Consider the following 25,242-nt stretch of genomic DNA (forward strand, 5'->3'; position numbering starts at 1 on the left):
GACCGCCTCCGCTTCGTAGCTGTCCTGCAAAAATGCCAGCAGCACCTCGTCAGGATCGGCTGCCTGCCGCACCACCTCGTACGGAAGGAGAAACTCGCCATGCTCCTTGCTGTAGTGGGCCTCTGCGGGCCGCACCGAATAGTCGGCGAAGCCGTCAGGTTCGGGATAGGCGTAGGCGTAGAAAGCGCCTTCCTCACCGCCGCCCGGCCAGAACCCGCAGCTGCTCAGTTCGTGCGAATATCCCTCGACCATTACCCAGTCTCCAACATTGGGAACACCGCCGGGATGGCGGGGCGCGCCGCGGCCGGAGAACCTGGTGCACGCGAGATCCATTGCACCCCAGAAGTAATGCACGGGACTGACCTTTCCGACGAAGCGGGACCGGAAGCGGCCGAATACCCGGCTGGCCGCAAGCAGTTGGCGCCAGAACAACTGCGCGGCGACGGGGTCGTATGACGCGTGCTCGACGTCCTCGTCGAATCGCAAAGCCGGGTCTACCTCGTTGGGGTGTGCCTGGATGCGGGTGTGCAGTCCCAACTCGTCGAGTGCATGCATGGTCTGCGAATAGAACTCGGCCACCGATTTCGGTTCCAACGCCACCGTACGGGTCGCGCCGGTGCTGCTTCGGATGACCAACTGGTGGTCGATGAAATCGAACTCAATGTCGAATGCCTCGGTCCCGTAAGGAATCGCCGAGGTGGTCAAACCACGCGCAGTCACATAAGAGGTCACCTGCCACCAGTGGTTGACCATGGGCGAGTGAGTCAGTCGAATCTTGCCGACGATCTGGGTCCACATGTGCAAGGTGTCCCGCGTTGGAATCCAGTCGTCGACTCGCAAGCTGGGCCACGCGTCGGTGTGTTGCGCCATTCGGTGATCACTCCTCGCTGTTAGGTGGTCCACCGGTTGTGCATGACGGGGTTGGGCGGACCGGTGGGCTCGATCATCGTCGCGGCCTGTCCTGCTCGAGGCCGCCGGCCGGAATCTGGTGCACGACCTGCGCGCCGCCGGTACGCAACGCCGCCAGTGCGGCATCCGCGACGGCGTTGGTGGCATAGCCGTCGTACGTCGACGGCCCGTCGATCGAGTGGTTCGCCACCGCCGTCAGCCACGTGGCGTTCTGGGTCCGATAGGCGCCGTCGAACCGTTCGATCCACGAGTCCGGCAGCCGCCCGGCTGCCAGCCCATCGGCGACGGCGCTTGTCGTCAGCGACGGCGATCCCAGGGTGAGACTGCCGTGGCCGGCAACGAGGTCGAGCCCGATGTCGTATTGCATTCCCGGTCCGCGACCGACTTCGACGACACCGAGGATGCCGGATTCCGACGTCAGTGTGAGCAGGACAGTCAACGTCGACCCATCGTCGCTGCTTTTGGCTGCGCAGGTGACGACGCTGATCTCCTCACCGGTGAGCCAGCGGAACAGATCGATATCGTGTGCGGCTGAACTGGCGATGAGCTGCTGAGCTTGAAAGTTGTTGAAAGTCAGCGGATTATGATGCCGCTGTCTGATCAGGATGGGTTGGCCGATTCGACCGGACCGAATCGTGTCGTGGATATGCCGGTAGTCGCTATCGTGTCGGCGCATGTAGCCGACTTGGACGAGCCGGCGGCCGCTGGCTCGTTCGGCCTTGACCAGCTGCAAAGATTCTTGCGCCGAGAGGGTCAGTGGCTTTTCGCACAGCACGTGGATGCCACGTGCGATGCACGCGTCGACGATCCCGTAGTGGGTGGGATCAGCGGTGGCCACGACGACAGCGTCGATATCGACGTTGCGCAGGCAGTCCAGCGGATCGTGAAAAACCTTGGCAGCCGGCACAACAGCGGCGGCACGTTCGGCAAACGGCGGGTGGCTATCCGCCACAGCGGCGATCTGCGCCCACGGGGCCAGGCGCTCGAAAATCGTCAGGTGGTGCAGTCCCATGGCTCCCACGCCGAACATGGCCAGCCGGACCGGCGTGCGAGTCGCCGCCACTACTGAATGCTCCTGTTCGGTCAAATGGTCAAGCCTAGGGCTTGCGAGCCTCAATCAGTATCCGCGAGGAGTGGGTGACGAGGGCTCCCTCCGCCTCGATCTGCCAGTGCAGTTTCAGCAGCTCGTCGCGGTATTGGGCGACACTGAAGCCTGGGACCACCCAACTCAACTTGCGCAGGAAGTAGATCACCGCGCCGACATCGAAGAACTCGAGCAGTATCTGCTCGTGTCGAAGGTCCACCACGTCCATTCCGGCCGCGGCGACCTCGGCGCTGACCGTATCGGGGTTCAGCTGTCCACGGATCGGTCCTCGGCGCGGTAGCTCCACGAAGGATTCAATCAGTGTGCGGAGGTAGATGACGCCGACGTGCTGGGCAAAATAGGTGCCGCCGGGCATGAGCACCCGGGCGATCTCGTCCCACCACACCGCCGACGGATGCCGGCCGGTCACCAGATCGAATGCCGCGTCGGCGAACGGCAGCGGCGGCTCGTCACCGGTGGCGACCACGACCACACCCAGCGGATGCAGGAGCCGGGTGGCCAGGGCGATGTTCGGCGGCCATGGCTCGGTGGCGGCCATCGTCGGCGGAAAAGGACCCGCCCCCGCTAAGACCTCACCGCCGCCGGTCCAGATGTCCAGCCCAGAAGTCGCCTGCGCCAGTCGACCACGCAGCAGCCGTTGGTATCCCCACGTCGGGCGCTGCTCGGTGGCCCTACCGTCCAGCCAGGAGAAGTCCCACCCCGCGACCGATACCGAATCGGCCTCCGCGACCAGTTCGTCGAACGTTCGTGGCATCCGGGTGTCGCCTTCAGAATGCGGCGTCGTCGAGGTCCATCAAGGCGATCGAGGTGCGGGCCAAGATGCCGCGCGTCGCGGTGATCTCGGGCAGCACGTTGGCGGCAAAGAACTGCGCCGCGGCGATCTTGCCCTCGTAGAACGCCTGCTCTTTGCCCGTTGCGTCGGAATCCAGTGCCCGTAGCGCGATTTCAGCGTGGAACAGCAACTGCCAGCCGATGAACAGATCGCCGACGGCCAGCAGATACCGCACCGAGCCGAGCCCGATTTTGTACAGCTCGGTCGGGGCTTCGGGCGATCCCATCAGATAACCGGTCAGGGTGGCCGTGATCGCCTGCACGTCCTCCAAGGCGGTGCGCAGGTAGTCGCGTTCCACCTTCAGCCGTTGGTCTGCGGCGTCGCTGTCGATGAAGGAATTGATCTGCCCGGCGACATGCGCGAGCGCCCCGCCCTTGTCACGCGCGATCTTTCGGAAAAAGAAGTCCTGCGCCTGGATCGCGGTGGTGCCCTCATACAGCGAGTCGATCTTGGCGTCGCGGATGTACTGCTCGATCGGGTAGTCCTGCAGGAAGCCCGAACCGCCCAGGGTTTGCAGCGATTCGGTCAGGTACTGGTACGCCCGCTCGGAGCCCACCCCCTTGATGATGGGCAGCAGCAGATCGTTGACGCGGTTTGCCATGTCCGCGTCGGCGCCCGAAACTGCCTCGGCGACAACGGGATCCTGGTGTGCGGCGGTGTAGAGGTAGATCGCTCGCAATCCCTCGGCGTAGGCCTTTTGCATGATCAAGGAGCGACGCACATCGGGGTGGCGCAGGATGGGGACCCGCGGGGCTCTCTTGTCGAGCATCTGGGTCATGTCGGCGCCCTGGATGCGCGTCTTGGCGTAGTCGAGGGCGTTGAGGTACCCCGTCGACAGCGTCCCCGACGATTTGATGCCGACCAGCATGCGCGCGTTCTCGATGACTTTGAACATCTGCGCGATGCCGTTGTGGGTGTCGCCGACCAGCCAGCCCTTGGCCGGGATACCGTGGGCGCCGAACGTCAACTCGCACGTCGGGGAGGCCTTGTAGCCCATTTTATGCTCGAGGCCGGTCGCGAAAACACCGTTGCGCCCGGTGATCTCGAAGGTATCCCGGTCGAACAGGTATTTCGGTACGACAAACAGGCTCAGGCCTTTGGTGCCGGGTCCGGCGCCCGCGGGGCGCGCGAGGACCAGGTGCAGGATGTTCTCGACGGTGTCGCCCAGATCGCCACCGGAAATGAACCTCTTGACACCTTCGATGTGCCACGAACCGTCTGGCTGCTCGATGGCTTTGGTGCGCCCGGCTCCCACATCGGAGCCTGCATCGGGCTCGGTCAGCACCATCGTTGCGCCCCATCGGCGCTCGACGGCCGCGTTGGCTAACGCGCGCTGCCTGTCGTTGCCGAGCGCGAAGAGGACGTCGGCCATCGCCGGACCGGCGTAGTAGAAGAACAGCGCCGGGTTGGCGCAGATGATCATCTCCAGAACCGCCCACACCAAGGTCCTGGACACCGCGGTGCCGCCGATCCCGGGCGCGACACCAAGGCGCCACCACTCCGCATCCCAGATCGCTTGCACCGTTGCGCGGATCGGGTCCGGCACGGTGATGGTGTGCTGGTCCGGCAGAAACACCGGGGGCGTGCGGTCGGCGGCGACGAACGACTCGGCAACCGGACCTTGGGCAAAGCGCGCAACTTCGGCCAGGATCTCACGCGCGGTGGCGCTGTCGAGCTCACCGACCGATCCCGAATCCAGCACGGGTCCCAGCTCCAGCGCTTCGAACAAGTTGAACTCGATGTCGCGCAGATTTGCCTTGTAATGCCCCATGAATCCCTCCTCGGTGAAGTATGTCGGGCCGTTCCCGTTTTCTGAGGCTATTTCCGATGTTTCGGCCGTCGTGCCCTCCGCGATGGCAACTTGGCGGAAACGGGCGAGCCGGCCGCGGCCTGTCTCGGGATTGAGCAGCTCGCCAAACTTCGACCTTGAGGAGTGACCTGGCTCACAGTAGAGTGACCAGTGGTCATCGACGCGAGGAGGTCCGGATGCCGACGGTGACTTGGGCTCGCGTCGACCCGGCGCGCCGGGCGGCCGTCGTGGCCGCCGCAGAGGCCGAGTTCGGGACGCACGGGTTCTCGCGCGGCAGCCTGAACGTCATCGCCCGCCGAGCCGGAGTCGCCAAGGGCAGCCTGTTCCAGTACTTCGCGGACAAGCGCGACCTGTATGCGTTCATCGCCGACATTGCCAGCCAGCGGGTGCGTACCTACATGGAGGACCGCATCCGCGAACTCGACCCCAGCCGGCCGTTCTTCGACTTTCTGACCGACTGGCTCGACGCGTGGGTGGTCTACTTCGCAGACCATCCGCATGAACGCGCGCTGCACGCCGCGGCTACTTTGGAAGTCGACGCCGAAGCCCGCGTCAGCGTCCAGAACGTCATTCACCGCCACTACCTGGAAGTGCTACGGCCGCTCGTCCGCGACGCGCGCATCCGCGGTGACCTGCGTGCGGATTCCGACACCGACGCGTTGCTGTCGCTACTGATGATGATCTTTCCGCACCTGGCGCTGGCTCCATATTTGCGCGGCCTCGACCCGATCCTCGGACTCGACGAGCCCACACCGGAGCAGCCCGCGCTGGCGGTGCGCCGGCTCGTCGCGGTACTGGCGGCCGCATTTGACCCGTTACCGCAAGCTCACCGGATTGACACCAAGGAGGTCACCACATGACACGAACACACACCGGCTCGATGGTTACGGGCGGGCTCAACTGGGACAGCTTGCCGCTCAAGCTATTTGCCGGCGGCAATGCGAAGTTCTGGAACCCGGCCGACATCGACTTCTCCCGCGACCGCGCCGACTGGGAGCGGCTTACCGACGACGAACGCCACTACGCCACCCGACTGTGCGCCGAGTTCATCGCCGGCGAGGAAGCCGTGACCGAGGACATTCAGCCGTTCATGTACGCGATGCGGGCCGAAGGCCGGCTGGGCGACGAGATGTACCTGACCCAGTTCGCGTTCGAGGAAGCCAAGCACGTCCAGGTGTTCCGCATGTGGCTCGACGCCGTCGGCATCACCGACGACCTGCACGAATACCTCGAGGACGTCCCCACCTACCGCACAATTTTCTACGAGGAACTGCCGGACTGCCTCAACGCGCTGCGGGTCGATCCCTCACCGGCCGCCCAGGTCCGGGCGTCGGTCACCTACAACCACATGGTCGAAGGCATGCTGGCGCTGACTGGCTACTTCGGCTGGCACAAGATCTGTGTGGAGCGCGGCATCCTGCCCGGCATGCAGGAGCTGGTTCGGCGCATCGGTGACGACGAGCGACGCCACATGGCGTGGGGCACCTTCACCTGTCGGCGCCACGTCGCCGCCGACGATGCCAACTGGGGCGTCTTCGAAACGCGGATGAACGAGCTCATGCCGCTCGGACTGCGCCTGATCGAAGAGGGCTTCGCGCTATACGACCCGATGCCGTTCGGCCTCTCGGTGGACGAGTTCATGCAGTACGCGTCCGACAAGGGGATGCGCCGGTTCGGCACCATCGCCAGCGCCCGCGGCCGTCCAGTCGGCGAGATCGACCTCGACTACTCGCCGGTGCAGCTGGAGGACACCTTCGCCGACGAGGACGAGAAGGCACTGGCGTCCGCGTCCGCGTAACTGCTCGCCGAGGAGCTAGCCGACCCACACCGTCTTGGCGTTGCAGAACGCGCGGATCCCTAAGCCCGACAGCTCACGGCCGTAACCCGATCGTTTGACACCGCCGAACCCCAATTCGGGATAGGACACCGTCATCCCGTTGATGAAGACCTGGCCCGCTTCGATGTCGTCGATGAAGCGCCGTTGCTCGGCTTCGTCGTTGGTCCAGGCGTTGGATCCCAGCCCGAAGGTCGTGGCGTTGGCGATCTCGATGGCTTCGTCGATGCCCGAGGCTCGATACATCGACGCGACGGGGCCGAAAACCTCTTCGGTGTAGAGCGCCATGTCTTTGGTGATCTCGGTGACCACCGTCGGCGGGTAGAACCACCCTGCCCGGTCGAGGCGCGTGCCGCCACAGCGGATCTTTGCCCCCGCCGCGATGGCGTCGTCGACCTGCTTGGCGATCTCGTCGCGGCCCGACTCGGTGGCCAGCGGACCCACGTCGGTGTCCGGGTCGGTCGGGTCGCCAACCTTCAGCGCTTCCATCCGCTCGACGAACTTGTCGACGAACGCGTCGTAGATGTCGGTGTGCACGATGAACCGCTTTGCGGCGATACAGGACTGGCCGTTGTTCTGTACCCGCGCGGTGACCGCGGTCTTGACCGCTTCGTCGAGGTCCACGGACGGCATCACGATGAAGGGGTCGCTGCCACCGAGTTCCATGACGGTGGGTTTGATCTCGTCGCCGCAGATGGCGGCGACCGATTGACCGGCCGGTTCGCTGCCGGTGAGGGTGGCCGCCTTGACCCGCGGATCGCGCAGGATGCCCTCGACTGCGCTGGACGAAACGAGCAGTGTCTGGAAGCAGCCGTCGGGGAAGCCGCCGCGGGCGATGACGTCGGAGAGGTACAGCGCGGACTGCGGGACGTTGGAGGCGTGCTTGAGCAGGCCGACGTTGCCCGCCATCAGCGCGGGCGCGGCGAACCGGACGGCCTGCCACAGCGGGAAGTTCCAGGGCATCACGGCCAGTACCACCCCGAGCGGCTGCCACCGGGTGTAGGCGCGCTTGGCGCCGACCTTCGACGCTTCTGCCGGCTCGTCGGCCAGCAGTTTCTCGGCGTTTTCGGCGTAGTAGCGAAAACCCTTGGCGCACTTGAGCGCTTCGCCCTTGGCTGATTTCAGGGTCTTGCCCATTTCGAGAGTCATCATGGCCCCGACCTCGTCGGCTTCCTTCTCCAGCAGGTCGGCGGTGGCGTTCGCCCACTTGGCGCGCTGAACGAAGGTGGTGGAGTGGCGGTAGTCGAGAAACCGGTCGTGCGCACGGGCGATTGCGGCCCCCACTTCATCGTCTGTTGCAGGGGTGAAGGTTTTGACCGTCTCGCCGGTGGCCGGGTTGATTGTGGCGATGGACACGCTGAGATCCTTCGGTGGGTGGGTTTGGAAACGTCAGGTCTCCAGCCTGCCACTATCCTGGCCCGCGGAGGTGGCGGATGACTACGGCTGCACAACTAATCGTTAAATGCCTGGAAAACGAGGGCGTCGCCGTCGTATTTGGGATACCGGGGGAGGAGAACATCCGCTTCGTGCAGGCGCTGGCGGCGTCGGATATCCGCTATGTGCTTACCCGGCACGAGCAGGCCGCCTCGTTCATGGCGGAGATGTACGGGCGGGTCACCGGACGCGCGGCGGTGGTGTCGGCCACCCTGGGGCCCGGCGCTATCAACATGCAGCTGGGAGTCGCCGACGCCACCACCAACAGCACTCCGATAGTCGCGATCTCCGCGCAGGTCGGTCAGGATCGCCAGTTCAAGGAGTCGCACCAGTACGTCGATTTGGTGTCGATGTTCGCGCCGATCACCCGTTGGGCCGCCGGTATCCCGACTGTGAAGGCCATACCGGAGATGGTCCGCAAGGCGTTCAAACTCGCCGAGACCGAGCGTCCGGCCGCGGTCTACCTCGCCGTACCGGAGCACATAGATGCAGACGTCGCCGATTATCCCGACTTGAGGCCGTTGCCGCGCAACGTCGTCCGCGCCGACGCGCCGGCTTTCCGCCAGGTGGCGCGCGCGGTTGACATTCTGCGTGAGGCCAGCCGGCCAGTGGTGCTGGCCGGCCACGGTGCGGCCCGTGCCGATGCGACCGCCGCCTTGGTGCGGTTCTCCGAAGAATTCGGCATGCCGGTGGCCAACACGTTCCACGGTAAGGGCGTCATGCCTGACGACCACCCCAACAGCATCGGGACCCTCGGGTTCATGCGACACGACTACGTCAACTTCGGGTTCGACAACGCCGACGTCGTCATCGCGGTCGGCTACGAGCTGCAGGAATTCGATCCGGTACGTATCAACCCGAATGCCGACAAGAAGATCATCCACATCCATCGCTTCCCCGCCGAGGTCGACATGCACTATTCCGTCGATGTCGGGATCATCGGCGACATCAGTGCCTCGCTCGACGCGCTTACCGAGGCGCTCGCCGGCCACACCTATCACTCTGATCCGGAGATACCAGGCTCCGGTCTGCTTGCCGACGAATTCGCTCGGGGGCAACAGGATTCGCGTTACCCGCTGTCGCCCCAGCGGGTCGTCGCCGACACCCGTGCAGCACTGGGCCGCAGTGACATCGTCCTGGTCGACACCGGTGCCACCAAGATGTGGATGGCGCGGCTCTACCCGACCTTCGAGCGGAATACCTGCCTGGTCTCAAACGGCTTGTCCACCATGAGTTTTGCGCTACCCGGAGCCCTTGGGGTCAAGTTGGCACTGCCCGAGTCGAAGGTGCTGGCCGTGGTCGGCGACGGAGCGTTCTTGATGAACTCGCAGGAGATCGAAACCGCCGTCCGGGAACGGATACCACTGGTCGTATTGATCTGGGAGGACGGCGGTTACGGCCTCATCGAGTGGAAGATGGATCTCGAACTCGGCGATCATTACTACGTGAAGTTCGGCAACCCAGACATCGTGAGTTACGCGGAAAGCTTCGGCGCCAAAGGCTACCGGATCAAGAGCGCCGACGAGCTGTTGCCGACGCTGAAGGCTGCGCTGGACGACGACGGCGTCTCGCTGATCTGCTGTCCGGTCGACTACTCGGAAAATCTGCGGTTGACCGACCGGCTCGGCGAGCTCGACGAGACGCTGTAGCGGTTAACGCAGTACCGCGGCGCCGAACCACTCGCACAGAATCAGCGCGACTTCTACGTCGAGGCGGTCGTCGCGGATCGGGCGGCCGCGACGCTCCACCGCGCGGTGCACCCGGTACTTCACAGAGTTGATGTGGAGGTGGAGCTCCTCGGCCGCCGCCTTGTTGCTTGAGCCGGTGCGCAAGAACACCCGCAGCGTTTCACGAAGGCGTTCGTCGCTCTCCGTGGGAGACGATAGCGGTCCGAGCACCTCGGCGACCCACGTCGAAGCGGCTTCCAGGTTGTTGCCGACCAGCGCCGCGACCGCGAGGCCGGGATCGCCGGCGGCGACGAATCGGGGAAAGTTCCCGCCGGACGCAGTCGCCACGCCGCGCGCGTCCTGCGCCTGCTGATGTGAGCGGCGGAAGCCGTCGATCCCCGGCAACGGATTTCCGGCAGCGATCCATGGCGCATCGGTTTTAGTCTCGGCAACGGCGCGAATCTGCCCTAGAGCACCCGGTACAGCGTTGGGCGGTAACGGAATCCATGCCCATCCAGTCACGTGGTCAACGGAAATGAACAACGGACTCTCGTGAGCACCAATCGATCCAGCGAGCTTGTGCACAAAGCGCTCCATCGGTGTCAACTTGTCGCCGCTCTCCGATTCTTGGCACCAGACGATCAGCGCGACATGTATTCGTTTGAGCGGGTAGTGGATCGCGGCGACCACCGCATCGACATCGACATCGACACCCTCGAGTAACTCGCGAACGCGTGATGCTCGCATGGTGTTTCGATTCCCCAGCCAGCGCTCACGCTCGTCTTGGTAGGTGGCAACTACGAGCTGCGATATCCGGTCGATGTAATCGAACGAGATCGCTGCAAAGCGCTCGTAAACGCTGAGGCTCAGTTTCGCGTCCAGCTCCGATGCTCGCACCTCTTCGAGCGCAATCTTCAGCACCGCTTGGTGACCCAGCCGGTATGCGCGCACCAAAGCATTCGCGGACACCTCGCGCTGTGCCAAGCGCCGGGCGTACTCGAGTGCGGCCGCGGGCGGCTCGATGTGCTCAATCGGGATGCGGTGGCGAATTGCCGAGAAGAACGTGTCGATATTGCTGGAGACCGTGTCGCGCAACAGCTGCAGCAACAACGCGTCCCCGCGCAGTTCCGCAATTGCGCTGACCAGCAATTCCTGGGTTGAGCGCGTTATGTCGTCGACCTGGTCTGCCAGGCTGCTGACGATCGTTGCCGCAGCTTTCGCAATGACCGCATCGTCGGCGCCTACTCCCGGCTGTCGCGCCGCCGGCTTTTCGCCCGACACCACGCGCCCATCAGATCACGCCAGGGCACGCCTGTCATAGCCTTTAGGACCAACGGTTGTCCCCACTGGACGAGGATCCGCCAATAGTTGGTCCGCCGGGGACGTGGCCGCGCCGAGGCGAACCTCCTAGCGTTTGAAGAGACCCGCCGTTAGATCTCTAGCAAACCAGCCGTTTGAAATCCAACTGCGGAGTGTCCGTCAAATCGATGAATTCCTATCGTCGTCTACGCGCAGAATAGGGGAAATACGATGGTCTATCTGACCCTCTCCGGGGTGCTCATACTGGTGCTTTGGCCGCTGTTGCTCCCAGCGGTGATCCACGGATCCCACGCTGTCGCTAATTCACGGCGGGTGTGGCCAATGATCGCGGCAACCGGTGGCGGGCAGATGCCAGCTAACAGTCACGCCGCCTGATACCAGACTTGGCCGAACAGGTGAGACCGCTTGCCCCACCGTAATTTTGGATGCAAATGCCTCACGTCCGCGTGACCCGCCGCGGCCGTTAGCGCCTTTCAATCATTGTGCTTGAACCACTGACCGTCAAGGCGTCGGCAGCGCACACTGAACCTCGCCGGAACCGACGCATCACGGAAACCCTTGTCGCAGTCATACATATGTTGAAGGAGAAACGATGACAACGATCGACCAACAAGATCTCGACAGCGTCGACTTGGCCGACCCCGGCGTGTGGGACGATGGGCCCCCCTACGACCTGTTCGCCAGGATGCAGCGCGAGGCGCCGGTGCACTTCAGCGCACAGCACAACCTTCCGGATGAAGGGGGATTCTGGTCGATCACCCGCTTCGACGACGTGCGCACGGTGAGCCGCGACCACCGGACCTTCTCGTCCGAACGGCGCGGTATTTTTCACATGGACGACGTCGGCGTTCCATTGGATATGCAACGGCTGCAATTGATTTCAATGGATCCGCCTCGTCACGACCGACTCAAGGCGTTGGTGATCAAGGAGTTCACCCCGGAGGCGGTCGGCACGCACGAAGGGCACGTCAAACAGATCATCAACCGCACGCTCGACAGCGTCGCCGACCGCGAACAATTCGACCTGGTCGCCGACGTCGCCCGGCCGATCCCGGCCCGCGTGATCGGTTCGCTGCTGGGCACCCCACCCGAAGACGACGCCACGCTCGTGCACTGGACCAACGTGTTCACCGCGTTCGAAGACCCGACGATCCGGGAGCAATGGGCCGACACCATGGCGGTCGTCAGCGAGATCGTCGAGTACACCCAAAATAGGATTGCGCAGCGCGACGATTCTCCGGGCGGCAACCTCCTCACCGCCATGGTCGATGCCGAGGTTGAAGGCGACAAGCTCAACGAACTCGAAATTGCCACCTTCTTTGTCTTGCTGATGTCGGCGGGCAACGACTCGACCCGGGCCACCTACAGCGCAACGATGCTGGAGTTGCTGCGCAACCCGGAACTGCGTCAGCAAGTCCGCGAGCATCCCGAGCTGGTCGATGCGGTGGTCGAGGAGGGGCTGCGCTGTTATCCCGCATTTGCTTTCATGGCACGCGCCGCCACTAAGGACACCGAGCTGCACGGCAAGACCATTAAAGAAAACGACCGCCTGCTGCTGTGGTACATCGCATCCAACCGCGACGAGACCGTGTTCCCCGACCCACACAAGTTCGACATCACCCGGCCGGGCCTCGCCGACCAGCACCAGGCCTTCGGCGGTCGCGGCAAGCACTTCTGCCTGGGCGCCAACCTTGCCCGCCTCGAGCTGAAGCTGTGGATCCAGCAGACACTGGAACGCTTTCCCGACCTGCAACTGGACGGTGAGCCAACGCGGGTGCGCGCGCTGTTCCTCAACCAGTACAACTCGATCCCCGTGCGGAGAACACAATGACCCGCGCCACCGACGATGCAGAGCAAAGCGATGAGGTGGGGGTACCGCCCGCTTGCGGGGGAGAGGGGCGCTCATGAGTACGGTCGAACAGACGACCCGAGCCAGGCCCGCCTACCGCGAGGTCGAGGTCGATGTCGAGGTTCGGCGCCTCGAGGCGGTCTCCGACGGTGTCGTCACCCTGACGCTCGCCGACCCAAACGGCGCAGACCTGCCCGAGTGGGCGCCGGGCGCACACATCGATCTGCTGATGACACCGTCGCTGGTGCGCCAGTACTCGCTGTGCGGCGACACGGCCAACCGCGCCGAGTGGCAGGTCGGCGTGCTGCTCGATCCGAACAGTCGCGGTGGATCGCAGTTCGTGCACGACAAGCTGCACGAAGGCAGCACGGTTCGGGTCCGCGGCCCCCGCAACCACTTCCCGCTGGTGGGTTCGCCGCGCTACTTGTTCATCGCCGGTGGCATCGGCATCACCCCGATGCTGCCGATGATCGCGGCGGCCGCGGCGGCCGGTGCCGACTGGTCGTTGCTCTACGGCGGCAGGACACGCTCGTCGATGGCCTTCGTCGAGGAACTGCAGCGTCACGGTGACCGCGTAACCGTCTGCCCCCGAGATGCGCAGGACGGGGCGAACTTCCGGACGAACCTCGACGCAGCGCTCTCGTCCGCGCAGGAGAACACCCTGGTGTACTGCTGTGGACCCGAAGGGTTCCTGACCGCGGTCGAGGAGGCGTGCAAAACCTGGCCCGAGGGCAGCCTGCACATCGAGCGGTTCTCGGCCAAAGAGCTCGAGGAACCGTCACCTGGCGCGCTGGCGTCCTTCGAACTGGAATGCCAGCGCTCCGGCATGACTTTGACTGTGCCACAAGGAAAATCGATCTACGAAGTTTGCGAAGAAGCCGGCGTCGACGTGCTCGGCTCGTGCATGGAGGGGGTGTGCGGGACGTGCGAATGCGACATCATCGAGGGCGACGCCGATCATCGTGACTCGGTGCTCAACGACGCCGAGAAGGCAGCGAACCAAACCATGATGATCTGTGTTTCGCGCTCCCGCTCGGAAAGGCTGGTGCTCGACTTATGAGATCGAATTACCCATTCAACTGCTGGTATGTGGCCGCGAGCAGCGACGAGGTCGGGCAAGAGCTACTTCCTCGACGCCTGCTGGATAAGCCTGTGCTGCTGTACCGCCGCGGCTCCGGCGAGATCGTGGCGATGGAGGACCGCTGCATCCATCGGGCCTATCCGTTGTCCGCCGGCCGCCGCGACGGCGATCGCGTGGTATGCGGCTACCACGGCTTCAGCTATGAACCCGACGGCTGCCTGGTTGATGTGCCGTCCCAGGAAAACGTGCCGCCAGGCGCCCGGGTGCGCACCTATCCGGTGTATGAGCAGTCGCCGTTCGTCTGGATCTGGCTCGGCGATCCCGGCGTGGCCGCGCTGCGCCCGCCGCCCCGGGTGCCCTGGTACGCCGATGGGACGGGATGGGCAAGCACCACCGAGGTGCTCCGCGTCGAGGCCAATTACCTGCTGCTGCACGAGCACTACCTCGACCTGACCGATGTGTTCGTCATGCATCCGGAGGTCGTGCCGCCGGACATCGAGGTGTTGCCTCAGCTTGACGAGGTCGAAGTCTCCGAACGGTCGGTCTCCTACTCCCGGACGACGCCTCCCAGCAGGCTCGCGCCGTGGGAGGCTGAGATCACCGGCCAACCCGCCGACACAGCGGGCAGCCGACGTGAAGAAGGAACATTTGTCTCCCCGGCGCTGCATGTTCAGCATTACGCCATTGCTCCCGAGGCCGGAAAAGCATACGAGCTCTTGCGGATTCAGGGCTTCACGCCCGAATCTCCAGAATCGACCCATGTCTTCTTGCAGATGGCCCGCAATTTCGCGACCGACAGCGCACACGTCGCCGAGTTTCTGCGCGCCATGTTCCACGAGTGGGCGATGCGGGATTCGGCTGTGCTGGAGACGATTCAGCGTCGGTTAGGCGAAGAGACGGTGCCACGGCGCGATATCAACGTGAAGGCCGACCGTGCTGCGGTTCGGGCGCGGCGCATCGCGATGGAGATGGTCGACGAGGAGTCCGGCCGGTTCGCGCTGCATCGGATGGTGGTGACGCCATGACCACCAGCCTGTGCGCGCTTAAGCGAACGCCCGACGTCGAATGGGAGCAAACGTGATGTCCAACAATCAATTCGACTACGACGTCGTGGTGATCGGGTCCGGGTTCGGCGGCAGCGTTACCGCCTTGCGGCTGACGGAGAAGGGCTACCGGGTCGGCGTGCTGGAGGCGGGCCGGCGATTCACCGACGACCAATTCGCGAAAACTAGCTGGGACGTGCGCAGTTTCGTGTGGGCGCCGAAACTGGGCTGCTTCGGTATCCAGCGCATCCACCTGCTGCGGGACTGCGTGATCCTGGCCGGCGCCGGTGTCGGTGGCGGGTCGTTGAACTACGCAAACACCCTCTACAAGCCCCCCACCGCGTTCTTCGGAGATCCGCAGTGGGCCCACATCACCGACTGGGAAGACGAGCTGGCACCCTACTACGAGCAGGGTCAACGCATGCTCGGTGTGGTGCGCAACCCGCACATGACCCCGGCCGACGAGATCATCAAGGCGGTTGCCGAGGACATGGGGGTGGGTGAGACCTTCATCCAGACACCGGTCGGCGTGTTCTTCGGCGAACCCGGAAAAACCGTTCCAGACCCATACTTCGGGGGCGCCGGGCCCGAGCGCACCGGCTGCATCGAATGTGGTGACTGCATGGTGGGCTGCCGGTATGGCGCCAAGAACACGCTGGTGAAGAACTATCTCGGCCTAGCCGAACGTGCCGGTGCCACGGTGCGTCCGCTGACCACCGTCACGTCGCTGCAGCAGCGCCCCGACGGAGTGTGGAACGTCGAGACTGTGCGGACCGGCGCGGTGCTGCGCAGGAGACGCCAAACCTTCACCGCTCCGTACGTCGTGCTGGCCGCCGGCACCTGGGGCACCCAGAACCTGCTGCACACGATGAAGGACACCGGGACGCTGCCCAAGCTGTCCGACCGGCTCGGTGTGCTCACCCGCACCAACTCCGAGTCGATCCTGGGCGCCAGCAAGTACAAGGTCGACCCGACCCTGCATCTGACCCACGGCGTGGCCATCACCTCCTCGATCCACCCCACCGCGGACACCCACATCGAACCGGTGCGATACGGCAAGGGCTCCAATTTGATGGGCATGCTGCAGACCCTGATGACCGACGGCGGAGGCCGCCGGCCGCGCTGGCTGAAGTTCCTCGCCCTGGCCGCGAAGAACCCGGCGGCGCTGTTGCGCGTGCTGACCGTGAAGAACTGGAGCGAACGCACCGTCATCACTTTGGTGATGCAGCATCTGGACAACTCCATCACCACATTCACCAAGCGCGGACTGCGCGGGCGCCATCTGTCGAGTAAGCAAGGCCACGGTCAGCCCAACCCGACGTGGATCCCGGTCGGGAACGAAGCGACCCGCAGGATCGCCGAAAAGATCGGTGGCATAACCGCCGGGAGCTGGGGTGAACTCTTCAACATCCCGATGACCGCGCATTTCCTCGGTGGCTGCGCCATCGGCGCCGACCCCCAGCATGGGGTCATCGACCCCTACCACCGGGTGTACGGCTATCCCACCCTCAGCGTCGTCGACGGCTCGGCGGTCTCGGCCAACCTGGGGGTCAACCCGTCGTTGACGATCACCGCGCAGGCCGAACGGGCCGCGGCGCTGTGGCCGAACAAGGGCGAAAAGGACCAGCGTCCCGAGCAGGGTCAGGGCTATCGCCGGATACGGCCGACCCGTCCGCAACATCCCGTGGTGCCGGAAGGCGCGCCGGGCGCTTTGCGGCTCCCGCTCATCGAGATCCGCGCGAAGGCCACCAACGCATCGCAGGCGTCGGGTAGCGGAGTCGCCTGAAAATTTCGAGCCGAATTGGAGGCCTGAATGTCGACTGCTGCGGCGAACACCGCTCAGTCGCCAGACCCGGGTGGGGTCGACGCTGCTTCCGTCAGTGAAATGGGCTGCACGTAGTCGCCTTCCAGCGTGCGATGCCACCAGGCGTGATCACGCCGCAATTCAGCCGCGGTGGTGTAGCGGTATCGGTAGAGCTGGGCGCGCACGTATCGCGGTGGGGACTTCGGGAAGGGATTGTGGCGCAGCAGGCGCAGCGTCGCCGGATCGTTCTGCAAGAGCCGCAAGATAAATGGTCGAAGCCAGGGGTAGGCGTACTGCGGCGAGATGGCCGCAAACCACATCAGCCAGTCCAGCCGCAGGTGATACGGCGCCCATTGCGGCGGGGCTCGGCGCACCGCTCCGGGTTTGCCTTTGAATTCGTATTCCTTCCACACTGTCCGATCGGTGACCTCTGTCTCGTCGGTACCTTCGATCACCACCTCTCGGCGGGTTCGGCCGATGGTGCCGAACGCGCCGTACGTATTGATCAGGTGGAAGGGATTGAACGACATGTTCATCCGCTGCTTGCGGGAGATCATGTTGCGCACCGGCCAGTAGGTCAGCATCGCGGTCATTACCGTGAAGATGATCACCAGGCCGGCGAACCACGGCGGAGCCGCGGCCAGCGCCGGCTGCTTGGGGATGGGCAGCACCGCCGCGGCCGTCGACGCGTCAATCGCGCTGCAGCCCAACAGGATCGTCAACCAGTTCAGCCAGGCGAAGTTACCGGAGATCACCAGCCACAGCTGGGTGATCACGACGATCGCACCGGCGATACTGGCCACCGGCTGCGGGGCGAACAATCCGAACGGGACGATGAGCTGCGCGAAATGGTTGCCGACGACCTCCACCCGATGCAGGGGTTTGGGGAGGTGATGGAAGAACCAGCTCAGCGGCCCCGGCATCGGCTGAGTCTCGTGGTGGTAGTACAGGCAGGTCAGATCGCGCCAGCACGAGTCACCACGGAGCTTGATCAGCCCCGCACCGAACTCGAGCCGGAACAGCAGCAGGCGCGCCAGCCACATCGCCAGCACCGGCGGCGCCACCCGGTCATTGCCGAGGAAGATGGCCAGGAAACCGGTCTCCAGCAGCAGCGACTCCCAGCCAAACGAGTACCACGTCTGGCCAACGTTGACGATCGACAGATAGAGCATCCAGAGCAGCAGCCACACCAACACCGCGACCCACAGCGGCACCACGGCGGCCAAGCCCAGCGCCATCGCCGCCGACAACACCGCCCCCAGCCAGGCGAGCGTCGCAAAGAACCGATCGGAATAGTGCGCGTGGAAGATGCTTGGCGCTCGGCGGAATGATTGCCGGGCCAGATGGCGCGGCACCGGCAGCAGCCCGTGCTCCCCGATCAGCGCCCTGAACTGTCGTGCGGCCGCGACGAACGCGAAGACATAAACGACCGCGATGCCACGCTCGAGTATCAGCCGGCTCAACCAATACTCGGGTGCGTTAAACCATCCCATGTCCGTAGCTCCTCGGACGGCGGACGTCTGGACTCATCCTCCCGCGTGTACGGCCGGCTTGGGTGAAAACGGGCTCTCAGGAGTCGGCTTTGAGGACCACCGGAACGCGTAGGTCGTCTCGGGCGAGCTCACCTGGAAAGCACGGGGACACGCCGGTAATCGTCGGCGGATATCCCGCGGGATTAGCCGCGACGATGTGGAGGCTGTACCCATCTGGCGCATAACCGAATCGGTTCGGCCTTCGGAACCCGTCGCGTTCAAGGACGTACCAGCCCCAGCCCTTCCAGATGTCACCGGTCTTCGCGATCATCGCGTCCAGATCGGTTCCGGGCGGAAAGACCGCGTCGCGCACATCGGAAAATTCGTTCGGCGGTATGCCGGTCGGCTCGTCATTACATGGCGTATTGCCCGAGCCCGCGTACCGCGAGCGGTCGAAAACCGTTCCCGCCGGCAATGCCTGGAGGGTCTTCTTCAGATAGCCGATCACGGTGTCTTGGGCTTGTTGCTGGCTGGTGGGGATGACGGATTGCACCTTCCAGCCCGGCGGTCGCGGGGCGGATGACATGGGTGGTCCTCCAAGGGTCGGGCTGTGGTGGCCACAGGCCGTGGCGAGCGCGATGGCCAGAGCCACGCCGGCGATGCCGGCTCGTGGGGCGGCGGCATTCAAGGTGCAACGCCGGCGATGACGGCGCCCATGTTGGCCAGGGCAGTGTTGCGCTGATCCCAGTAGCTGGTGTGGGCATTGACGCTCGGCAGCCCCAAGGGTCCGGCGGGTCCCGGATCGGCCGCCAAACGCCGGGCACCGAATTTCGGCGCGGTCGGATCGGATCCCAGTGTCCACTCGGTGACCACGCCGCTGATGCCGATGATGTCGTTGGCTGCCCTCATCGCGTACACCTGGGCGCCCGGCTCCAGTGTGAGCCCGCCGGCACGTTCCACCAGCATGCCGGGGCTGCCGACCGCGATGACGTTGTCGGCGTCGAGGTGATGTCCGCCCGAAGCGGCCGCGCCTATCAGGGTCGAGCCGTAGCTGTGGCCGATGACGGTGTCGATCGACGCCGGCCCGGTGTGCGAGGCGCGCAGCCCGCCGACGAACGCGTCCAATCCGCCGGCGCCCCCGCGAGCGGGAACAGGGAGGGTCGCGTGGCTCAAGTCCATGGGACGGTCATAACCCATCCACGTCGTAATCGACACATCCTCCGGGCCTAGAGCCTTGTCCGCCGCACGCGCGGCGTTGTACATCGCCATCGCTTTCGCGTCGCTGAACCGCAGGCGGGGCAGGTCCTCGCCGGTGCCGGGCACGAATATCCCATTGCGTTTGGCATAGTCCGGGTTCCCGATAGCCACGGCGCCGTGCCCGGTGTCATCCAGGAAACCCAAATAGCGATGCACCCCATCCGTGCGGTCCAAATCGGCGCGCACGGCCTGGTATAACGCCAGGCTGCGTCGGGCCGCCGCCAGTCGTGATTGCAATGCACACAGCACGCTGTCGTCGACATTGTGGTCGGCCATCATCTCGTCAACGCTGTGCTGCATTCGGTCGACGTCAGCTTCCGTCCGCTGCTCGAGCTCCTGCAGGTGCAACCGGTTGTAATGGTCTTTCCCCAGATGATCTGTTGGGTCCCAGGGCATTCCGGCGTGGTTACCGATGGTGTGGTCTCGGCGGTAAAGCCAGTCCTTTTCTTCCGGGGTGAGCTGATTCCACAACTCGTTGAACTTCTTCGGGTCGTCGGGCAGCGGCTCGGACAACGCATCCTGGATTTGTGGCCGATCATCGTGCGGTCCCGGCGGGATCGGCACGTCTCCATCGGCCATATTGATCGCCATCGCCAGCTCCGCGTCGACTGTGGTGGCCTTGGCCAGGATCGCGTCGAGCCGTGGTTGTAGCTGCACCTCGGCGATGCGGGCTTCCATCGGCGGACCGTTGAACGTCGAACTCGGGACCACGGTGTTGGTCAGCGGATCGATCGTCATGTGCAACTCGGCGGCATCGTGACGCAGCGTGCGCAACTCGGACTGCACACGCTCGATATCGTCGGCCGCGTTGTCGGCTGCGCAGGCCACCGCCAGCGACTCGTTGCCATGAGCGTCGAGGTCCTGGCGGATCGAGGCATTCGTGTGCTTCCTGGCCTCGGCGGTGGCACCGTCCCAGGAGTCGAACACCGCCAGCGAGCTGAGCTGAACCGAGGCCGCCAATGTGGCCCGTCCGCGTACACCGGCCGCGTGGAACACCTCTCGCACCGCCTCGGCACTCCACCGATCAACATCGGCTACCGGCAACGTCATGACTATGCCGTAACAGCCTCCACGATCAGGCGCAAGTCACCGGCTGCTCGACTTGCTTACCGGACGGATTTGCGCCACGACGCCACCGAGGCCGCGAGTGCGGCGAGCGAAATCAGCGCCAGCAGTTGCACGCCGGCGGAATGCCCCGCGTAACCGTCGACCGAACGCCATGGATGCCGGGACAGTGCCGCGCCGGCCAGAATCAGTCCACCGGCGCTCAACCCCACCGCGACGACGTCACGCCGTCGGGGACGGTCGCGCAGCGCCCACTGCAGGCCGAGCGCCGCGCCGACAACCACGGCGCCCACCACTCCCGCGATCACCGCCCCCGCCGTCAGTACAGCGACGCCCGCCCACGGTCCGGGCGCCCACGGGCGGGCAGGGGGGTCGTCGCGGGGCCGGCGTCGCTGCGGCCACCAGGCCATCAGCGCCAACAGCGGCAGCAGCGCCAGCCCGCCGGCCAGGCCGACGCGATAGAGCGAGTTGGGCGCAAAGGTCAGCGTGACGGTGCCCGACGTGCCCGGCGGCACCACCCAGCCCTGCTGCCAGCCGTTGACGGCGACCGGTGTGAGCCGAGTTCCGGCGCTGGTGTGTGCGACCCAACCGGGGTTGATGCTTTCCGGCACCACCACTACCCGCGACGTCGCCGAATCCGGTATGCGCACCTCGCGGCGGGCCGGACCCCATGTCCCGGTGGAGGCGGGCGTCACGGTTGCGGCGGTCGACCCGGCCGCGAGCGGCCCAGACAATTGCGCACCGTCGACGACGAATTGCGTTCCGGGGCTGATCAATAGCTCCTGCTGACCGGTCGGCAACAGGATCGGCTGATGGTCGCACGCTTGGGCGGCCACCGGCGCGCCGTCCAGCAGCGCGCCCACGGTGGTCTGGATTGTGGTGTGCACAAATCGGCCGGCGATCGCGATGACCGGCCCGTGCGCGCAGTCGACGGTGACCTCGCGCGCGCGGTTGCGGGCGGCGTCGGCGGCGGCGATCGGTCTGCCGTCGGCGCCGAGTGCCGCGATCTCGGCCAACCCTGGGGGCTTTAGCTGGTCGAAGCCCAGCGCGGTGCGGTCGATGATGTCTGTCCAGTCGAGCAGGCTGATCGTGACGGTGTCGGTGACGCGGGATTTCAGGGGCAGCGTTTGCGGCACGGCGGGCCCGGCTCGTCCCTCGTCGGAGGATCTCAATTCACGGACCTGCGGACCGTCCCCGAGGTCGACGGCGACCATGGTCGGGTGTGCGGGCACCGACGACCGGCTGGGGAGCAGCCGAAGTCCAGTCACCTCGGTCGGCCGGGGCAGGGTGAGGGTGAGCGTCGGGGGTGTCTTGTGCTGCACCACCCGCTGCGGTGCCGTCCACGCGGTGGCCGGATCACCGTCGGTGGCGGCATACGCGGAGCCGAGAACGTCGACCAGATCGGAGTCGCCACGGGCGCGGGTGGTGTCCGGTTCGGCGACCAGATCGGCCAGCTGGGGCCCGGGCCGCGCGCGCACCCAGACCGTGGGAACCACCTGCATCGGTTGGGGCACGTTCAGCGTGCGGCTGAACGTCACCGGTGTTTCGGGTGCCAGCGCCATCGAGGCCGCACACTGCATGGTCCCCGAAACCCCTGGCCCCTCAGCGCAGCCCGGCCGGCCGAGCAGCTCGGAACCCAGGTCCCACCGCGCGACGGTCGCGTTCGGCGGGGGGCCCGGAACCAGCACGGTGTGCCGCAGGTCGACCGGGTGGGCGAACCCCGACGCGTCGTACTGGGTGATCGACAAGTCGGTGATCGCGAATTGCACTCCGGCCGAACCGTTGTCGGTGGCGATCGCGGTGATCCGCACCCACGGGGTTTCACCGACCGGCAGCGCCGCGGTGATCGGTTTGCCGGCCTCGTCGAACCGCAGTGTCGTGGTGCCGTTGACGGTGGACACCTCGATCCTGCGGACCTGGGCGCCGACGGCGGTCGCGCTGGGGGTGATCGTGATGACACTGTTGGTCACCGGATGGTCGAAGTCCACCTGCAGCCATTGGCCGACGGCGGACTGCAGCCCGTTGGATACCCATGCGGTGGCCGAGTCGCCGTCAATCGCGGCGACGGGCGAGGTCGCCGGGGCGACGTCGGGCAGCGCGGTGGCATCCGATGACGAGCTGGATACCGTGAGCCGGCCGCCGGTCCACGCGCCGTAGACGGTCTCAGCGCCCGGGGTCGGGTAGTCGGGCACCCGGTTGAAGGTGTACCGGGCGTCGCCGACAGCCCGGATTGCCGACGAGTGGTCGTCGACGCGGCCGTAGTCGGTTTCCCGCGCCACCGGCGTATCGCTGACGGTCACCCCGGCCCCAGCGGGTATCGGCAGGCTTGCCCGCGCGGCGTCCGCGGTCATCAGGACCGGACCCAGCGGAGGCTGGGCTGACAGCCGTCGGCGTTCGGCAAGGCGCAACAGCACCTCCGGCCCGCCGTCCACGCGGGCCAGTTGGTCGGTGTCGACCAGGTAGGGCGCCGCAGGGTTACCGGTGGCGGCGAGGTCTGTGGCCACGCGGTAGATCTCCACGGCGGGATAGCGGGGTCGCAATCCGCTGTCGGTGACGAAGCCCGACACCGGGCCGGGCCCGACCGGCGCGCCGAACTCGGCGACTTTCTGCAGTCGCGGAGATCCCGTGATGGCTCGGTGCACCAGAATCGGACGTGCCGAGCGCGACGTGTCGGGGTCCAGGTCGTTGCGCAAGACCACATACGAAATGCCTTGGTGGGCAAGCGTATCGGCCAGACCCGCGGAAGGTCTGCCGGCCGCGAAGAGACGCTGCACGGAGTCGAGTGCCCGGATGGTTTGCGGTGGGGTCAACGGGATGGAGTCGCGCACTCCCCACGGACTGTCGCCGAGAACCTGCAGCGGTTCGTCGTGGGTGGTGCCCCACAGCTGGGTAGCGAACGGCGCACCGGGAACCACCAGCACCCTTCCCGGAGCCGGCGCACCGGTGTTGTGTTCGGATAGCCAATCGGCGGCGTCGTGCCAATACCGGGGTATCGCGCTGAACGCTCCTGGCGGGGTGATCCGACCGGTCCATGCCAGCGAAGTGCCGGCCATCAGGGCGGTCAGCATCACGATCGCGGCCGCGACCCGCTTGTCGCGCTCCGGGTGAGCAAAGGCGTGAATCCACACGGCTTTCGGCACGCTCCCCGGTAGCGGGATCCGGCCCAACACCTGCGCCAGGCCCAGGACGATCGGAATCCGGATCATCGACTCGAGCTTGTGCACGTTGCGCAGCGGCGCTCCGCGGGCGTCCAGGAAAGCCTGCACGTGATGCGCCAACGGCGAGCCGAGCCCGCCACTGTATCCGGCGGCCAGCAACACCACCCCGACCAGCAGCATGGTCACCAGCCGTCCGCGCGCCGCGGCGCCGCGCGCAGGCATCCCAGCCAGACCGGCCAAGCCGGCCGCTGCCACCAGAGAGGTGGCGAGGATGGCGACCGATCCGGTGACCAGAGATGCGCCCGCGGTCGCGTCGGGCGCGACAAATGGGGTCCAGCTGTCGGTGCCGCGTAGCACTTCGACCAGCGACGACCATTGCGTGGTCACACCGGAGGATTCGATGAAGTCCAGAAATGGCGGGCTGATCCGGGCCATCAAGATCAGCGCCACCACCCACCACGTCATCGCCAATGCCAGGGCCAGCAACCACCACGCGGTGTAGCGCCACCATCGGCGGTTGGGCCGGTGGCAGGCCCACCAGATCACTGCGGGCAGGCAGCCGGCCAGCGTCGCGATCGCGTTGACCGCTCCCATCAGCGCCACCGCCACTCCGGCCTGCCCGGCGAGGCGGCGCACCGACCGGTCGGCGTCGCCGCGCAGCGCCAGAATGGTGGGCAGCAGCACCCAGGGCGCCAGCATGATCGGCAGGGTCTCCGACGAGATCGACCCCAAGGTGGTCAATACCCGAGGTGAAAGCGCGAACGCCGCCGCAGCGATCACCCGCGATGTCGGGCTGCCGATACCCAGCGCCTCGGCGACCCGCAATAGCCCCCAGAAGCCGACGGTCAGCAGCAGCGCCCACCACAGCCGCTGGGTCACCCAGCCCGGCAGTCCCAGCAGATGACCGGCCAGGAAGAACGCCCCGTGCGGAAACAGGTAGCCGTAGGCCTGGTTTTGCGCCTGCCCGAACGGCAGTTCGCTGTTCCACAAGTTGGTTGCCCGGGCCAGGAAGCGCAGCGGGTTGGCGGTGAGGTCGAGCTTGGTGTCGGGGGAGATCTGGCCGGGCGACGCAGCGATGCTCAACGCCAGCGCGACCGCCGTGACCATCCACAACCGGCGTCGGGACAGCGGCACCACAGCAGACGCCGGCTGTGCGGAGGCGAACGGAGCGGCCACGCTCACTTCAGATCCGGATTGCCCCGCTCTTGCCCCGGCCGCCGCACCGGCCCACATCCCGGGCTAGCTGCGGTTGCCGTACTCGACCCGGTTGAGCACCGACGACTGCGGGTCGCCCCCGGGCAGCGGCGGCTTGGTGTCCTGCTGCACCATCAACGTGATCCCGAAAATCGCGGCTGCACCCAGCAACAGGCCGACCACGACGCTGGCGGCGGCGGGTGCAACAAAGCGATTCATAGCTGCCCAACCTAGCAGAAGGCGAGGTCGTGGCCTCCTAGCCGCAGGCTGCGCATCTCGTGAAAGCATGGCCTGATGGGATTCCCCCGCGTATTGGCAGTGATCGCCGCCGTGATGGCGCTGATCACCTGTTGTGGCCACTCTTCACAGCGGCCGAACTCGGCACCGGCAACCTCGTCGGCCAGGCCG

General features: G+C 65.6%; 18 protein-coding genes. 7 read left to right on the forward strand and 11 right to left on the reverse strand.

Features of this window, described 5'->3' with window-relative positions:
* From VNW74_RS17665 to VNW74_RS17680, 4 genes are all read right to left on the reverse strand, one after another.
* The coding region (locus VNW74_RS17665; protein WP_325679084.1) for a DUF5996 family protein at positions 1–870 on the reverse strand (870 nt) is incomplete at its 3' end.
* 73 nt (positions 871–943) lie between these two features.
* Positions 944–1,996 carry a Gfo/Idh/MocA family oxidoreductase gene (locus VNW74_RS17670; protein WP_325679086.1) on the reverse strand — a complete coding sequence of 351 codons (1,053 nt, stop codon included), beginning with the start codon at positions 1,994–1,996 and terminating at the stop codon, positions 944–946.
* A gap of 10 nt (positions 1,997–2,006) precedes the next feature.
* The gene (locus tag VNW74_RS17675; RefSeq protein ID WP_325679088.1) at positions 2,007–2,768 is read right to left on the reverse strand and encodes a methyltransferase domain-containing protein; all 762 of its coding nucleotides are present in this window, start codon (positions 2,766–2,768) and stop codon (positions 2,007–2,009) included.
* A 13-nt stretch (positions 2,769–2,781) separates the two neighbouring features.
* Positions 2,782–4,617: an acyl-CoA dehydrogenase gene (locus VNW74_RS17680; RefSeq protein WP_325679090.1), complete on the reverse strand. Its 1,836-nt coding sequence runs from the start codon at positions 4,615–4,617 to the stop codon at positions 2,782–2,784.
* Positions 4,618–4,832: 215 nt separating this feature from the next.
* On the opposite strand from VNW74_RS17680, the gene VNW74_RS17685 reads away from it, so the two are divergent.
* The gene (locus tag VNW74_RS17685; protein WP_325679092.1) at positions 4,833–5,516 is read left to right on the forward strand and encodes a TetR/AcrR family transcriptional regulator; all 684 of its coding nucleotides are present in this window, start codon (positions 4,833–4,835) and stop codon (positions 5,514–5,516) included.
* Positions 5,513–6,454, forward strand: a complete 942-nt coding sequence (locus tag VNW74_RS17690) for a R2-like ligand-binding oxidase (protein WP_325679094.1) — start codon at positions 5,513–5,515, stop codon at positions 6,452–6,454. The genes VNW74_RS17685 and VNW74_RS17690 overlap by 4 nt, the downstream gene beginning before the upstream one ends.
* Before the next feature lie 15 nt (positions 6,455–6,469).
* On the opposite strand, the gene VNW74_RS17695 is transcribed toward VNW74_RS17690, so the two are convergent.
* Complete coding sequence (locus tag VNW74_RS17695) at positions 6,470–7,846, reverse strand: NADP-dependent succinic semialdehyde dehydrogenase (RefSeq protein ID WP_325679095.1); 1,377 nt, start codon at positions 7,844–7,846, stop codon at positions 6,470–6,472.
* A gap of 77 nt (positions 7,847–7,923) precedes the next feature.
* On the opposite strand from VNW74_RS17695, the gene VNW74_RS17700 reads away from it, so the two are divergent.
* On the forward strand, positions 7,924–9,573 hold the full coding sequence (locus tag VNW74_RS17700) for an acetolactate synthase large subunit (protein ID WP_325679098.1): 1,650 nt from the start codon (positions 7,924–7,926) through the stop codon (positions 9,571–9,573).
* A gap of 3 nt (positions 9,574–9,576) precedes the next feature.
* Here VNW74_RS17700 and VNW74_RS17705 read toward each other — a convergent pair whose 3' ends face one another.
* A complete protein-coding gene (locus tag VNW74_RS17705; RefSeq protein WP_414686713.1) occupies positions 9,577–10,815 on the reverse strand; it encodes a PucR family transcriptional regulator in 1,239 nt (412 codons plus the stop codon).
* Between the two features lie 688 nt (positions 10,816–11,503).
* On the opposite strand from VNW74_RS17705, the gene VNW74_RS17710 reads away from it, so the two are divergent.
* The 4 genes from VNW74_RS17710 to VNW74_RS17725 all read left to right on the forward strand — a co-directional run bounded on the left by VNW74_RS17710 (position 11,504) and on the right by VNW74_RS17725 (position 16,670).
* The gene (locus VNW74_RS17710; RefSeq protein ID WP_325679102.1) at positions 11,504–12,742 is read left to right on the forward strand and encodes a cytochrome P450; all 1,239 of its coding nucleotides are present in this window, start codon (positions 11,504–11,506) and stop codon (positions 12,740–12,742) included.
* A gap of 73 nt (positions 12,743–12,815) precedes the next feature.
* The gene (locus tag VNW74_RS17715) at positions 12,816–13,820 is read left to right on the forward strand and encodes a PDR/VanB family oxidoreductase (RefSeq protein WP_325679104.1); all 1,005 of its coding nucleotides are present in this window, start codon (positions 12,816–12,818) and stop codon (positions 13,818–13,820) included.
* A complete protein-coding gene (locus VNW74_RS17720) occupies positions 13,817–14,866 on the forward strand; it encodes an aromatic ring-hydroxylating dioxygenase subunit alpha (protein WP_325679106.1) in 1,050 nt (349 codons plus the stop codon). Before VNW74_RS17715 ends, VNW74_RS17720 begins: the two co-directional genes overlap by 4 nt.
* A 55-nt stretch (positions 14,867–14,921) precedes the next feature.
* On the forward strand, positions 14,922–16,670 hold the full coding sequence (locus VNW74_RS17725; protein ID WP_325679108.1) for a GMC family oxidoreductase: 1,749 nt from the start codon (positions 14,922–14,924) through the stop codon (positions 16,668–16,670).
* 53 nt (positions 16,671–16,723) lie between these two features.
* On the opposite strand, the gene VNW74_RS17730 is transcribed toward VNW74_RS17725, so the two are convergent.
* From VNW74_RS17730 to VNW74_RS17750, 5 genes are all read right to left on the reverse strand, one after another.
* Positions 16,724–18,181: a lipase maturation factor family protein gene (locus VNW74_RS17730; RefSeq protein ID WP_325679111.1), complete on the reverse strand. Its 1,458-nt coding sequence runs from the start codon at positions 18,179–18,181 to the stop codon at positions 16,724–16,726.
* Between the two features lie 76 nt (positions 18,182–18,257).
* Positions 18,258–18,746, reverse strand: a complete 489-nt coding sequence (locus VNW74_RS17735; protein ID WP_325679113.1) for a hypothetical protein — start codon at positions 18,744–18,746, stop codon at positions 18,258–18,260.
* Between the two features lie 98 nt (positions 18,747–18,844).
* On the reverse strand, positions 18,845–20,467 hold the full coding sequence (locus tag VNW74_RS17740) for an alpha/beta hydrolase (RefSeq protein ID WP_325679115.1): 1,623 nt from the start codon (positions 20,465–20,467) through the stop codon (positions 18,845–18,847).
* Positions 20,468–20,523: 56 nt separating this feature from the next.
* Positions 20,524–24,777: an alpha-(1->3)-arabinofuranosyltransferase gene (locus VNW74_RS17745; RefSeq protein WP_325679118.1), complete on the reverse strand. Its 4,254-nt coding sequence runs from the start codon at positions 24,775–24,777 to the stop codon at positions 20,524–20,526.
* Positions 24,778–24,879: 102 nt separating this feature from the next.
* Positions 24,880–25,053 carry a DUF2613 domain-containing protein gene (locus VNW74_RS17750; RefSeq protein WP_067342410.1) on the reverse strand — a complete coding sequence of 58 codons (174 nt, stop codon included), beginning with the start codon at positions 25,051–25,053 and terminating at the stop codon, positions 24,880–24,882.
* Positions 25,054–25,242: the final 189 nt, after the last annotated feature.

Source organism: Mycobacterium sp. (genome assembly GCF_035570115.1).
Lineage (GTDB): Bacteria > Actinomycetota > Actinomycetes > Mycobacteriales > Mycobacteriaceae > Mycobacterium.

What these genes read in the sequence shown, in the direction of transcription:
- VNW74_RS17735 (WP_325679113.1), bottom strand. Translation starts at nt 18,746, where the DNA reads ATGTCATCCGCCCCGCGACCGCCGGGCTGGAAGGTGCAATCCGTCATC.
- VNW74_RS17725 (WP_325679108.1), top strand. Translation starts at nt 14,922, where the DNA reads ATGTCCAACAATCAATTCGACTACGACGTCGTGGTGATCGGGTCCGGG.
- VNW74_RS17720 (WP_325679106.1), top strand. Translation starts at nt 13,817, where the DNA reads ATGAGATCGAATTACCCATTCAACTGCTGGTATGTGGCCGCGAGCAGC.
- VNW74_RS17680 (WP_325679090.1), bottom strand. Translation starts at nt 4,617, where the DNA reads ATGGGGCATTACAAGGCAAATCTGCGCGACATCGAGTTCAACTTGTTC.
- VNW74_RS17675 (WP_325679088.1), bottom strand. Translation starts at nt 2,768, where the DNA reads ATGCCACGAACGTTCGACGAACTGGTCGCGGAGGCCGATTCGGTATCG.
- VNW74_RS17715 (WP_325679104.1), top strand. Translation starts at nt 12,816, where the DNA reads ATGAGTACGGTCGAACAGACGACCCGAGCCAGGCCCGCCTACCGCGAG.
- VNW74_RS17700 (WP_325679098.1), top strand. Translation starts at nt 7,924, where the DNA reads ATGACTACGGCTGCACAACTAATCGTTAAATGCCTGGAAAACGAGGGC.
- VNW74_RS17750 (WP_067342410.1), bottom strand. Translation starts at nt 25,053, where the DNA reads ATGAATCGCTTTGTTGCACCCGCCGCCGCCAGCGTCGTGGTCGGCCTG.
- VNW74_RS17690 (WP_325679094.1), top strand. Translation starts at nt 5,513, where the DNA reads ATGACACGAACACACACCGGCTCGATGGTTACGGGCGGGCTCAACTGG.
- VNW74_RS17740 (WP_325679115.1), bottom strand. Translation starts at nt 20,467, where the DNA reads ATGACGTTGCCGGTAGCCGATGTTGATCGGTGGAGTGCCGAGGCGGTG.
- VNW74_RS17710 (WP_325679102.1), top strand. Translation starts at nt 11,504, where the DNA reads ATGACAACGATCGACCAACAAGATCTCGACAGCGTCGACTTGGCCGAC.
- VNW74_RS17685 (WP_325679092.1), top strand. Translation starts at nt 4,833, where the DNA reads ATGCCGACGGTGACTTGGGCTCGCGTCGACCCGGCGCGCCGGGCGGCC.
- VNW74_RS17730 (WP_325679111.1), bottom strand. Translation starts at nt 18,181, where the DNA reads ATGGGATGGTTTAACGCACCCGAGTATTGGTTGAGCCGGCTGATACTC.